We start from the raw sequence: 13,521 nt of genomic DNA, 5'->3' as shown, positions 1-13,521 counted from the left end.
ATTTTTGCTATTGATAATAACTTTAAATTTGATTATGGTTAATTTTGAATATCTAGAGAATAATTTAGAAAAATTAAGAATCAATTATTTAACTGCTCAACCTTTTCCGCACTTAATTATAGACGCTTTTTGTAATGAAGAAAAATTATCCAAAGCCTACGAAAATGTTCCTGAATTGAACAATAAGAGTAGAGATTATAATTTTGCGAACAATAAATTTGAAAAATCAAATTATAAAGAAATTTGTCCAGAATTTTTAGAATTATACAACGATCTGTCTTCTGAGCGATTTAATGATATTCTAACTTATATAACTGCTAAAAAAATATTTGTAGATCCTAAAAACTTCGGAGGAGGACTTCATCAGGGTAAAAAAAATAGTTTTCTTGATATGCATTTAGATTTTAATTATCATCCATTAAATAAAAATTGGTACAGAGAATTAAATTTGCTGCTTTATTTAAATAAAGATTGGAAGCCAGAATACAAAGGCGGTTTAAAAATTAAAGATTTGAGAACAAATAATGAAGCAGAAATAGAAGTGCCTTTTAATAGAATGGTTTTGCAACAATGTGCCCCATATACTCTACATGGTTATGATATGACAAACTTTCCTGATGGAAGGTTTAGAACATCTATAGCAACATATGCATACCAAGTTCATGAAAAATTAATAGAAACACCCAGAACTACTGATTGGTTTCCTAAAGAGGACGCATCAGCATTTAAAAAACTACTTGCAAAAAATTACAATGTTTTAGTTAAAACAAAAAATAAATTTTTTGGAAGTGGAACAGCTAAAAATCAATAGCTAGGTTCCAATCCTGAGTTTAAAAATATTTTGGTTTTAGTGTTTTTCTTATTTATATAATATTTAGTTTTTAACTCCTCTTGTTAATTTTATAGAAATGATTTAATTACATCATCAATAGAACTATTTGATGGTGTTTGAATAAGTTGAAGCAACTTTTTGGTATCGCCAGCTAATTTTTTTATTTCATTTTTTCTAACAAAACTTTGATTTATTTTTATGTTTATTTTGTGGTTTGTTTCCTTTTCAAAAAGCGAAATAACCTCATTAAGCGAATGCGTTTTGCCAGATGCAATATTTACTATTTCTGATTTTGAATTCGATTCCATGAGTTTAAAATAAATATCACACACAAAATAAATAGAATTGTATTCTCTGTAAACATCTAGGTTACCCAATTCTAAACATTCCTCTTTATTTATAAATGCCTTTGCTATTTTAGGAATTACAAATTGTTCACCATGCCCGGGAGCCGTGTAATTAAATGGTCTTGTTATAATTAAAGGTAATTTTTCAAAATACGTTTTGGTAATAAACTCCATTGAAAGTTTACTTATCCCATAATGATTTACAGGGTTTGGGCAAAGGCCTTCATTGAGAACCGAGTGGTTTTGATTTCCGTAAACTGCTGCGCTACTTGCAATGATAATTTTTTTTACTTTTTTTTCAATTTCAAGAGAAGCTTCTAATAAATTTTGAGTGCCTATTACATTTACTTTATAAATTTCTTCGATATCTAAATGCTGAACAAAGGAAATAGCGGCTAAATGTATTATATAATTAGGCTGTATTTTTTTAAAAATGGAAACTAATTGCTCCTTATTTGTAATATCACACTGATATACATTTATCTCGTTTTCATTTACTTGGTTTGAAACTCCATGAACTGTATAATTCTTTTGCTCCAAATATTGTTTTAAATATTTGCCTGTAAATCCATTAATGCCAGTAATTAATACTTTATTAGAATGAAGTTCCATTTTTGTTTCTTATTAAATCCATTTCAACCATATTTGAACATAAATCATTTAGGCTTGTTTTAGGTTCCCAATTTAAAAGAGTTTTAGCTCTACTATTGTCTCCTATAAGCATATCCACTTCTGCTGGACGATAAAATTGAGGGTTTACATTTACAAGTAATTTTCCTGTTTTTGAACAATACCCCTTTTCGTTTTCACCTTTCCCTTTCCAATCTATTTGGATGTCAATATTTCCAAATGATAATTCAACAAATTTTCTAACCGTGTTTGTTACATTGGTTGATAAAACAAATGTTTCTGCCTCCTTATATTGTAGCATTTTATACATACCTTCAACATATTCTTTTGCAAAACCCCAATCTCTTTCTGCATCAAGATTGCCTAATTCAATTTTATCTAATTTACCTAAATGTATTTTAGCTACAGAATCTGTTATTTTTCTTGTTACAAATTCTCTTCCCCTTAAAGGTGATTCATGATTAAATAATATCCCACTAACGGCAAAAATATCGTAACTTTCTCTGTAATTTATAGTTGCCCAATGCGCAAATAATTTTGAAAAACCATAAGGGCTTCTCGGATAAAAAGGTGTTTTCTCAGTTTGTGGTATTTCTTGCACTTTCCCAAACATTTCTGAAGTAGAAGCTTGATAAAATTTTATTTTGGAATTTACTATCCGAATGGCCTCTAGCAAATGTAATGCGCCAATTCCCGTAGTTTGAGCCGTATAAATTGGTTGATCAAAAGAAACACCTACAAAACTTTGTGCAGCAAGATTATAAACCTCATCGGGTTCAATATTTTGCAATAATCTAATATTGCTAGTTTGATCGTTTAAATCGTATTCTACTAGATGTAAATTTGGGTTATTGGAAATACCTAACTCTTCAATTCTCCAAAAATTCATCGAACTGGAGCGCCTAAAAGTTCCATATACTTTATATCCTTTTTGTAAAAGTAATTCTGCCAAATAAGCACCATCTTGACCAGTTATCCCGGTTATAATTGCCTTTTTCATTGTTGATTATCTTGGTTTAAAATTTTTATAAATGTTGCCGCAGAAGCATTCCAATTGTATTTTTGTTTGATGGATACCGCTAATTCTTTTAATCTTTTTTTGTCTTGGTTTTCGAGTTTCTTTAAAACTTTAGTTTTAATATCTTCAATATCATAAGGATCGATAAATTCCTCATTGAAAAAATCAAATTCGGCCATTGAAGTTGCATTAGAACAAATAGTTGGTACTTGAGCTGCAGCCGATTCTAAAGGTGGTAACCCAAACCCTTCAGCTATTGATGGGTATATAGCTATATCTGCCCCCCGTAATAGTAGGATCATTTCTTTAAATTCTACCTTATTTAAAAGCTTAATTTTATTTTTTATTTTAGTTTCTAGGCTTCCCATCAACTCATCAAACTTCGGGTCTCTAAATGTAATATCGCCAATAAAAACTAGATCATGGTTTTCATATAATTTTAAATCAATAAATGATTTTAATAATAGAAAATGATTTTTTCTTGGTTCATGCCTAGAAATATAAATTAAGTAGTTATTCACACCGTACCTATGCGCCACTTCCTGTTTAATTTCATCTTTATTGTAGGCTTCAAAAAAAACATCTTCAACACCATAAACCTGAACATGTACATTTTTTATTCTAAAATGATTTTCAAGCCTTTCTTTAGAATAATTTGATCCTGTAAGAACAATTTCAGACTTATTTGCACTGTATTTATATGATATTTTATTTATTAAACTATTAACCTTGGGGAAATATTCTGGATAATCTAGAAATAAAACATCATGAATAGACACTATATACTTGCAAAATTTAAATGGCGGCACTCTATATTGAAAATGTGCATAATCAATTTTATTTGCTTTAATTAATCGTGGCGCATCAATTAGCAATCGATAATACTTTTTATGTGATTTATACTTTAAATATGTTACATTATCTTGCTCTCCAAAAACTGACTTTAAGTTTTCAACATCATTACAGGCTAAGTATATGTGATATTTATTTAGCTTGATTAATTCTAAATATAGACCTTGAATATATGTTCTTGTCCCTTGGAACCCGCCATCAAAAACATGACAATCTACAAATATTTTTATTTTTTTTTGATTCATTAAATCTAACTTAGTTTGAGTTTTTCCTTAATTATTAATTCTTTATAGCATAATAAAAACCCAAGAAATATAGATTTATTGTCCAATTTGAGATATAATCCCATAAAAACCCAATTAGATAAAATCAAAAACACAGCACTTCCAATTAATAGATAATTGATGCTATTTATCACTAAATGTTCTGATTTCTTTTGCCTAAAAAGTAAGTATATAAAAGCAAAAGTTAAAAAAACACCGATCAAGCCTGATTTCAAAAATATTGTCATATATGAGTTATGCAATATGGGGGCATACCTTACCAATGAACCATCATTGGTCCATACTTCTCGTCCAATATCAATGGTGGAACCAATACCTTCTCCAAAAAGAATTGTTAGATAGCCTTTTGAAGTTACCTGCCTTACGGTAAGAATGTTTTCAAATGAACGATAATTGTCGTTGAAATCTTTCCAGTCATCTTTATTTATTTTTGTCTTAAATGCTTCAATTGGAGCCATTTTTATTTTATACAAAAACCCTTCAATTCCTTTTCCTTGCCTAACAGGATTTGAATGATAAATTGCAGCATATCCCAACAAACCTAAAACCAAAAAAAATGAAATAACTTTAATGCTTTTTATGTTTAGTTCGAAATACCCTTTCATTGCAAAAAATAAAATAAAAAACTGCAAAATATTGGTTCTGGCAAAATACAAAATCGTTGAAGCACTTAATATTAATATAAATAATTTACTTCGATTATTTGAGATTTCAATATCAAATTTCCCTTTGAACAATAATAGGATTAATATGTATACTTCGTAGTCGTTAAAATAACCCCCAATATGTCTTAATTCATTTAAATTTTTAATTCCAAAAAAAAGAAAAGCTCCTAAAAGTACAACAAGATGTATTGTAGCAATTAACACACCTATATTAATTATTGAATATATTAATTCTTTGCCTACAATTTTACAAATATTATATCCAATCAACAATCCAAGTATTGGCTTTAGAAGGTAGGTAAGGTCTCTTATAGAATTGTATAAATTGAAATCAGAAAAAAATGTACTTAAGAGTGCTACAAGTATAACTAGCAACAACAGAAGAATGTATTTGGAAAAAATAACCGAATATTTGCTTCTTAATGAAATTAAAGTTGTGATTAGCCAAATGAAAAAGGTCAATTCATAGTTATTGACCAATATTAAAACCAATAAACATATGGCTAGCAAATATTTAAAAATGTATTTATTAAAAACAACTACCATTTTATTAGTTTGCGTACAATTTTTTTATGAATTCTGTTTTATTACTTGCTACATCAACTAACTTCAATTCTTTAATTTCATTGAGCCTGTCATTGTGCCTCAGAAAAGTTAAATTGCCTTTTGCATCCTTAGAATCTCTATTATCAGATTCATTAAAACCGTTTATAGAATCAAACTTTCTAAATGGAGAAGATAAATCTTTTCTAACAAAGTAGGCATTTACACCAGCTTTTGTGGTGCCAATAAAATCATATCCTTTTTTTTCTGCCAAATAGCAAAACGCGTTTAGTGAGGCTCCAAAATAAAGTTCAGAATAATGTGCTTTAGATCTTACAAAATCTTCTTTGTATGGAACTGATACTTTTTTTTCTGGTCCAAAAACAGAGTTGTATTCACAAATAATTACCCTTGGCTTGATACAGTCTATCGCTTCAAAAACAAAATAATCATTCCCGTCTATATCAATACTAAGTAAGCCTACATCTTCAATATTTGTATAGTTTGAAATTAATTGATTAATGTTGTCTTTGGTAATGAAATTATGTTGGGCCGTTAAATCATATTTCCAATATATAAAATCGTTTTTAATAAACTTAATGTTCTCCTTGCTGCCGTCTAAAACAAGTCCCGACCAATTATTATTAATAAGCAAAAACCTTGTGTTAGATTCGGTATATGTTTCTACCCCAAACTCAATAAATATTTTATTGGGTATGTCAATTTTGTTTATAATATATTGAATTACGCCATCTTCACCTCTTTGTGAAAACACTTGAAATTCAACCTCATCCAATGAAGCGATATTTTCCTTTTTATTGTTAATTTCAGATAAAATTTTAGCGTTTAATAATAATGCTTTATGTACTTCATAATTAAACTTTTGATAAATTTTTTTATATATGATTTTAATAAGTTGGTTCATTTTATATATAAGCTATATTTTTTTGAAAGTTGGTTTTAATATTATACTATAAATAAATATCAATAATGATTCAATAAATAACAAAAACAAAAACACTTCCTTTAAATTATAAAAAGCACAAAAAACTGCAATCCCTACAACATTTAGTATGGTGATAAAAATAGTGCTTTTTATATATACTTTGTTTTTATTTAAACTAAAAAGAAGTTGTTCAATTGCCAAGGAAACTCCAATTAAAAGAGGAAGTATTAATGCTATTTGCAAATAATTTTGTAATTGAATGAAAATATCTTTGTCCACTTTAAAAAAAGTTAAAACTTCTTTAGAAAACAAATAAGTTAAAACTAACAGCAAAAAAACAAAAAACAAATTTAAAAGATTGATTTTTTTCCAAATACCCAATCCTCTTTTTAAATTTTTATCAATTTCAAAACAGACAAAGCTGTAAGAAAACTTAAAAAACATTTGTAAGTACGTTCGAAATAAATTCACAATCTGTTCGATAACTTTAAATTGTCCTGCTATATAATTTCCAGAAAAGTAGCTTATCAATATTACTGACGAGTAATTTCTAATTGAAAAGAATAATTGAGAAATTGTAAATGAAAGGTCCTTTTTTAATAATTCTTTTACGGCTGCAATATCAAGCCTCTTCAATGAAAAATTATACTTGTTTATGATTTTTAACAATCCAATTGAATTGGCAATTATCGCACCTAAACCTAAAAATAAATTAGCTAAAATAAAATCGCTTTTTTCTCTTACAAAAATAAAAATACATGCTATAAATATAACTTTAGATAAAATATTCATAAAAGAAATCCATTTGAAATTTTCAACACCTTGAAAAAACCAAGTTGGGTTAATAAATTGAGCAATAATAATTGAGGAACTATATAATAAAACCAGTGCGTTATTATTAAAATATGGAATAAAAATGATTAACAATAAAATAAATAAATAGACAAATGTGAGTAATACCACTTTTGAGTAATAATTTGTTGTAAAAATATGCTCTAAGCTACTGTTATCATCTCTGTTTAACGATATGTTTTTAACTCCTAATATATAAGAACTATAGTCTATAATAACATTCAAAATATAAGCAAATGATTGTCCAATGGCAATTACCCCAAGGTTTTCAATTCCACAAACGTATATAAGGTAAGGAGTAATTAATAATGGACTGGCAATATTAATAACCTGTCCAAATCCGTAAATAATAAAATCTTTTAATTTATTAGATTTGAGATAAGATTTTATTTTATTTAACATTAGTTTTTTGTAAACGTGTTATTGGTTAAAACTAATCCCTCTTTTTTAGTTATATTATTGGTTACAATAATACCAAGCTTATATGTTCCTGGTTGTAATTTATTTAAAAAAACTTTAGATAAAATCCCAGAATTATCTAACAAATATTTTCCACCACTGGACTTGGTTATGTCATCACGAGACACGTTTTGAACTAACAATTTTATCGCTTTCCCTTCTTTAATTAAAATAGGCTGGATAACTGAGTTTGTAGCGTCTTGCCCATCTAAGTAAGCCCACCCAATAATTGAGATATATTCTGGATTTTCTATAAACTCGTCAATCCAAAAATTGATTTTATCTCCATTTATATCATTTAAGGGCAGGTATTTTGAAATATCTATTTCTATTAATCTACTTGATATGTTACTATAATGCCTCGCCCAAGTATCGTATAAATCTATCTTATTATCCAAAAAGAAATTACTGTCTAAATATTTTTGTGTGCTTTCTTCAATTTTAAAAGGTCTGTTATGGGCATCAACATACCAAAAAGATTTTGCTTTAGTTGAGTCTTGAACCATCTCATTAACATAATTGTCTAAAGAACCATCGATTAAATTGGTTTTTATTTTATCATTGTTTAAAAAATAAGGGAAATACCAACTTAAACTCGAAACCACTGGATCATTATTAGAATTATTGTCTATTATGAATTCTGATACTTCTCTAAATTGAGTTTTGAAAACGGAATGATAGTTTTTTTTAACTATAAAAATATCAACTATAAAAAATAATACGTAGAGGATTATAAAAACGGTTTTTATATATTTTGATCTTATACTTGTTAATCCTATAGCTAATAAAATTATTATAGCTGGTAAAATTGATATTAAATATCTGTCAAGTACAATTGGAACAGATGTATAGGTTCTAATTATTAATATTAAAAGCGTTAAAGAAATCCATGATACTAATATTATAATATTCCAGTCCTTAAGTTTTTGGTCATTATTTTCTTCTATTTGAGAAGTATCACGTTTTACAAGCCAATAAATAAATCCAACAAAAAGAATAAAGTTTAAAAAATTAATTATTTCAGAGTTCCCAAAAAAATTATTGTAAATTGATTCTAAAGCACCTTTTTCTGGCATTGGGATCCAAAAACTTTTTATTTTAAAAATTCCTAACAAGGCATCTATAGCTGGAATATAAAAAATTACCAATATTAAAGAAGCTAATAGGCAACCTTTAAAAAATTTAGCCTTATTTAATCCTTCTTTGAAAATCAAATAAGCTAATAATACTATGCATTGAGCAAATAATGTGAATAATCCTATAAAATGAGCATGAATCATTAAGCAAGCTGCTAAACCGTACCAAAAAGCATTTTTTGTATTGGGATTTTTTATAAAAAGAATCATTCTGTAATATGAAAACAAGACAAAAAGAGTAAAAAACATATAAGGCCTAGCTTCTTGGGAATAATAAATCATAAAATAGTTCATGCATAAAAGCAATGCCGCAACTATTCCTGTTTTTTTATTAATAAGCTCTTTTGTCAAAAGAAAAATTGTATAAACAGCCATTACTCCTAAAAGAGCTGAAAAGGCCCTAGCCACAACTATTGAATATCCAAATAATTTGAATAAAAAATATACAATGTAAAAGTATAAAGGTGGTAATTGCTCTACAGACAAAATTTGTCCATATAAATCAAAAATTGATGCTCTTGGGTTAGATTCATTTAAAGTATGTACTTCATCAAGCCATGGGCTTTGAAACCCTAAATTATAAAACCTTAAGATAGCTGAAGAAATTAGAATTATTAATAAAACTAATTTATAATTTATGTTTATGTCTTTAATACGCTTGTTTAGCATAATACTATTTTTTATCAATAAACTTTAAATAAAGAGTGTCATCAGGTGGACTAATTTCCTTCCTAGATCTTAATTGCATTAAAAGAATAATAAATGTTACCGAGAACAACTGGATTACAATAGATAATACAATTAAAATTAAACTTGAAGCCCAACCTGGTATAGCATTATCTGTAAATAATTTTTGAAATAATACATATAATATACCTATTGAACATAAAAGAATAGAAATGAATGAAAATTTTAAAACCCTAAAACAAAGTATATCAAAATAAATAGATATTGAACTAAATCCATGTATTATCAGGCTTGTTACGTTCATTTTGGATTTTCCTGCATAGCGATACCCTCTTTCTGTTGGATAAGCCTTTTGAGCTATCTTTGATTCGGCTATACTGCTTGCGTAATGATTCCATAAATTCGGTAAAATTGCTACTTGATTTAATAAAGAAAATGGAATAGCACTAAAATTTCCAAAATTTATATTTTTTCCTGTTAGCAATCGAAAAATACGCTTATACAAGAAATAACCTGTTTTAAAACCAGTTCCTTCACTTCTCTTCACACGCTTTGCAAACACAATCATATCTTTAGCTTCAGTAACCATATGTATTATGTCCGACGGTTTGTCTTCTCCATCTCCATCCAAAACAACAACATGCCCATTAGTTTCAAATTCTTGAAAAGATTTAATATATTCACTAAAAATGAATTGAATACCAACCGCAATAGCTCTTTGATGACCAATGTTTAACTTTAGGTTAACAATTTCAATTTTAATACTCTTACTATCAATTCTTCTTTTTTGAAGCTGAGTGGAGCCATCATTAATTACGATTAAGCTAAAACAATAATCCTTGTTTTTTAAGGCCTCTTTTTCTATTTCAGAAATTAAAAAAGATAGACTTTCCCAATCGTTAAAAACAGGCGTTAAACAAATTATATTGTTTTTAATCATCTAATTTTTTGATTTAAAAGTTAATTTATCCCAATTATTTATACTAAAATCAAACGTTCTTTTGAATTTTGTTTTATCCAAAACGCTATACATTGGTCTTTTTGCAGGGGTAGGATAACCTGAGGTTGGTATTGGCCGTAAATCTATATTAATTTTATTGATATCAAATATTTTTTTGGCAAAATCATACCAACTACACGCACCTTCGTTGCTAAAGTGATAGGTCCCATAAAACTGTATTGCTTCACTATTTTTCTCTAATTGAACATGTTTCACAATTACTTGCATAATGCCTCCAGCCAAATCGTAAGCATTGGTTGGAGTTCCTATTTGGTCATTAATAACATTCAGTACAGATTTAGTTTCTGCCAAACGCAACATCGTTTTTACAAAATTGCTTCCAAAAGGTGAATACAACCAAGACGTTCTAATAATAATATGTTTTTGTAAAATAGCTTCAATATACCTTTCCCCTTGTAATTTAGACGCACCATAAACACTTATTGGGTTAGGTAAATCAGTTTCATTATATGGTATGGTTTTGGTACCATCAAAAACAAAATCTGTAGAGATATGAATTAAAACTGTGTTATGCATCAGACAAGACTCAGCTAAATTTTTTGCGCCATTTGCATTGACATCAAATGCCTTTCGACTATCTTCTTCAGCTTTGTCAACCGCAGTGTATGCCGCCGTATTGATGCAAAAATCTGGTTTATAATTGTCGAAAAATAGTTGAACTTGTTCCTTATTACAAATATCTAGTTCATCGACATCGACAAATTTATATTCAAAATCAGGGTATTGGTCTGTTATATCTTGAATGCATCTCCCTAATTGACCTAATGAACCAGTTACTAATATTTTTATCATAATTGAGTTTGGCTTAATGGCTTTAGTAACATATCTTTTTCAGAAACTATAAATTCATCTTCCTGCAAAACCCAATCAATATTTAAGTCTTTATCGTTATAAATAATACCTCCCTCTGACTCCTTATTATAAAAGTTATCACATTTATATGAAAAAATGGCCGTGTCACTTAAAACAATAAACCCATGAGCAAACCCACGTGGTATAAATAGCTGCATTTTGTTTTCCTCTGATAGCTCTAATGATACATGCTTACCGAAAGTAGGTGAATCTTTTCTAATATCTACAGCAATATCTAACACACATCCCTTTATAACCCTTACCAATTTTGCTTGAGCATGTTCCCCTCTTTGGTAGTGCAATCCCCTAAGCGCCCCTTTTGTAGAAAATGATTCGTTATCTTGTATGAAATTGATGTCTTGTTCAATTAATTTATTGAAAGTGTTTTGATTAAAACTCTCAAAAAAATAGCCTCTATTATCTTGAAAAATTATGGGTTCTAGTACAAAACATCCCTTTAATTTGGTTTCTTTTACTATCATTCTTTATTATTAAGTAAGCCTAATAAGTTTTTACCATAACCACTTTTTAATAATGGTTGTGCCAACTCTTTAAACTGTTCTTTACTGATATAGCCCATTTCAAATGCTGCAGCTTCAATTGCTCCAATTTTTAAACCTTGTCGCTCTTCAATAACTTCAACAAATTGTGAAGCCTGCATTAATGACTGGAAAGTACCTGTATCCAACCAGGCTGTTCCTCTATCTAAAATGCTTACATTAAGTTTTCCTTGCTCAAGATATTTTCTATTTACATCTGTGATTTCGAGTTCTCCTCTATGACTTGGTTTTATATTCTTAGCAATTTCTACGACAGAATTATCATAAAAATAGATGCCTGGGACTGCAAAATTAGATTTAGGTTGTTCGGGTTTTTCTTCAATGGAAATGGCCTGACCATCACCATTAAACTCTACTACACCATAACGCTCTGGATCGTGCACTCTATAAGCATAAATAATACCACCATTAGGATTGTTGTTTGCTTGTAATAATTTTGATAACCCTGTACCATAAAAAATATTATCTCCTAATATTAATGCTACTTTGTCTTTTCCTATAAAATCTTCTCCTATAATAAATGCTTCCGCTAATCCGTTAGGTGCTTCTTGTACTGCATATTCAAACCTACATCCATATTTTTTTCCATCACCTAATAAATCTTGAAATAAAGGCAAATCTTTAGGCGTAGAAATTATTAACACCTCATTAATTCCTGCGTACATTAATGTTGAAAGTGGATAGTAAATCATGGGCTTATCATAAATAGGCATTAATTGCTTGCTTATTGATAAGGTTAAAGGGTGCAATCTTGTTCCAGACCCACCGGCAAGTATAATTCCCTTCATTTAATTACTATATTGTTTTTCATAATACAATTTATAATCGCCACTGGTAACGTTGTTCAACCACTCTTGATTGCTTAAATACCAGTCAATTGTTTTCTCCAAGCCCTCCTCAAAGGTTACCGATGGTTTCCAACCCAATTCCTTGTTTATTTTTGATGCATCAATGGCGTATCTTAAATCATGCCCTGGGCGATCTTTAACGTAGGTTATCAATTTTTCAGAGCTTCCTATTGGTCTTTGTAATTTTTTATCCATTATTTTACATAGCAACTTAACCAAGTCTATGTTTTTCCATTCATTAAAGCCTCCAATATTATAAGTTTCATGGTTTTCTCCATTATGAAAAACTAAATCAATAGCTACTGCATGGTCTTTTACATACAACCAATCCCTAGTGTAATTCCCATCGCCATAAACAGGTAAGGATTTATTGTTTATGATGTTATTTATAAAAAGTGGAATTAATTTTTCAGGAAATTGATTTTGCCCATAATTATTAGAACAGTTTGAAATTACATAAGGCATACCATAAGTTTCTCCGTAAGCCCTTACAAAATGGTCTGAACTTGCTTTAGACGCAGAATAAGGTGAGTTAGGGTCGTATGCCGTTGTTTCTGTAAATAGCCCTGTTTCTCCTAATGTACCATAAACCTCATCTGTACTTATATGGTAAAATAATTTATTGTTATAGTTATCTTTCCAAGTATTTTTAAACGCATTTAAAAGAATCATGGTACCCATAACATTTGTTTTAACAAACGCTAATGGATCTTTAATTGACCTATCAACATGTGATTCTGCTGCTAAATGAACAACACATTCAAACTTATGTTTTTCAAATAAAGCATTTATAAAAGCTTCGCTTGTTATGTCTCCTTTTAAAAAAGTGTAATTGGGTTTGTTTTCAATATCCTTAAGATTCTCAAGATTACCAGCATAAGTAAGCATATCTAAATTAAAAATATTGTAATTCGAATACTTTTCTACAAACAACCTTACCACGTGAGATCCTATAAACCCTGCTCCTCCTGTAATTAAAATATTCATAG

13 protein-coding genes are annotated in these 13,521 nt (G+C 28.7%); 1 reads left to right on the top strand and 12 read right to left on the bottom strand.

Annotated features, from left to right (window positions below; translation table 11 throughout):
* Positions 1 to 34 precede the first annotated feature (34 nt).
* Entirely contained in the window at positions 35 to 811 is a 777-nt protein-coding gene (locus VP395_RS08795; RefSeq protein ID WP_346241578.1) for a 2OG-Fe(II) oxygenase, read from the top strand.
* A gap of 89 nt (positions 812 to 900) precedes the next feature.
* Here the strand turns inward: VP395_RS08795 and VP395_RS08790 are convergent, their stop codons facing one another.
* From VP395_RS08790 to rfbB, 12 genes are all read right to left on the bottom strand, one after another.
* Positions 901 to 1,791 (bottom strand): GDP-mannose 4,6-dehydratase, encoded by an 891-nt coding sequence (locus VP395_RS08790; RefSeq protein ID WP_346241576.1) that lies wholly within the window; start codon positions 1,789 to 1,791, stop codon positions 901 to 903.
* Complete coding sequence (gene gmd, locus VP395_RS08785) at positions 1,775 to 2,809, bottom strand: GDP-mannose 4,6-dehydratase (protein ID WP_346241574.1); 1,035 nt, start codon at positions 2,807 to 2,809, stop codon at positions 1,775 to 1,777. Before gmd ends, VP395_RS08790 begins: the two co-directional genes overlap by 17 nt.
* Positions 2,806 to 3,924, bottom strand: coding sequence for a glycosyltransferase family 4 protein (locus VP395_RS08780; RefSeq protein ID WP_346241572.1), 1,119 nt, complete (start codon positions 3,922 to 3,924; stop codon positions 2,806 to 2,808). Before VP395_RS08780 ends, gmd begins: the two co-directional genes overlap by 4 nt.
* Before the next feature lie 5 nt (positions 3,925 to 3,929).
* Positions 3,930 to 4,568 (bottom strand): hypothetical protein, encoded by a 639-nt coding sequence (locus VP395_RS08775; protein WP_346241570.1) that lies wholly within the window; start codon positions 4,566 to 4,568, stop codon positions 3,930 to 3,932.
* Positions 4,569 to 5,178: 610 nt separating this feature from the next.
* The gene (locus VP395_RS08770) at positions 5,179 to 6,096 is read right to left on the bottom strand and encodes a hypothetical protein (protein WP_346241568.1); all 918 of its coding nucleotides are present in this window, start codon (positions 6,094 to 6,096) and stop codon (positions 5,179 to 5,181) included.
* A 12-nt stretch (positions 6,097 to 6,108) separates the two neighbouring features.
* Positions 6,109 to 7,371, bottom strand: a complete 1,263-nt coding sequence (locus VP395_RS08765; RefSeq protein ID WP_346241566.1) for an oligosaccharide flippase family protein — start codon at positions 7,369 to 7,371, stop codon at positions 6,109 to 6,111.
* Positions 7,371 to 9,233 (bottom strand): glycosyltransferase family 39 protein, encoded by a 1,863-nt coding sequence (locus VP395_RS08760; protein WP_346241564.1) that lies wholly within the window; start codon positions 9,231 to 9,233, stop codon positions 7,371 to 7,373. Before VP395_RS08760 ends, VP395_RS08765 begins: the two co-directional genes overlap by 1 nt.
* Positions 9,234 to 9,237: 4 nt before the next feature.
* Entirely contained in the window at positions 9,238 to 10,191 is a 954-nt protein-coding gene (locus VP395_RS08755; protein ID WP_346241562.1) for a glycosyltransferase, read from the bottom strand.
* Positions 10,192 to 11,064, bottom strand: a complete 873-nt coding sequence (rfbD, locus tag VP395_RS08750) for a dTDP-4-dehydrorhamnose reductase (protein ID WP_346241560.1) — start codon at positions 11,062 to 11,064, stop codon at positions 10,192 to 10,194. It lies immediately after the preceding gene.
* Complete coding sequence (gene rfbC, locus VP395_RS08745; protein WP_346241558.1) at positions 11,061 to 11,606, bottom strand: dTDP-4-dehydrorhamnose 3,5-epimerase; 546 nt, start codon at positions 11,604 to 11,606, stop codon at positions 11,061 to 11,063. The genes rfbD and rfbC overlap by 4 nt, the downstream gene beginning before the upstream one ends.
* Positions 11,603 to 12,472, bottom strand: coding sequence for a glucose-1-phosphate thymidylyltransferase RfbA (gene rfbA, locus VP395_RS08740; RefSeq protein ID WP_346241556.1), 870 nt, complete (start codon positions 12,470 to 12,472; stop codon positions 11,603 to 11,605). The genes rfbC and rfbA overlap by 4 nt, the downstream gene beginning before the upstream one ends.
* On the bottom strand, positions 12,473 to 13,519 hold the full coding sequence (rfbB, locus tag VP395_RS08735) for a dTDP-glucose 4,6-dehydratase (RefSeq protein ID WP_346241554.1): 1,047 nt from the start codon (positions 13,517 to 13,519) through the stop codon (positions 12,473 to 12,475).
* Positions 13,520 to 13,521: the final 2 nt, after the last annotated feature.

The sequence above is a fragment of the Mariniflexile soesokkakense genome (assembly GCF_039650365.1).
Classification (GTDB): Bacteria; Bacteroidota; Bacteroidia; order Flavobacteriales; family Flavobacteriaceae; genus Mariniflexile; species Mariniflexile soesokkakense.
The sequence above is the reverse complement of the archived record's forward strand: the minus strand, read 5'-3'. Positions and strand labels throughout refer to the sequence as shown.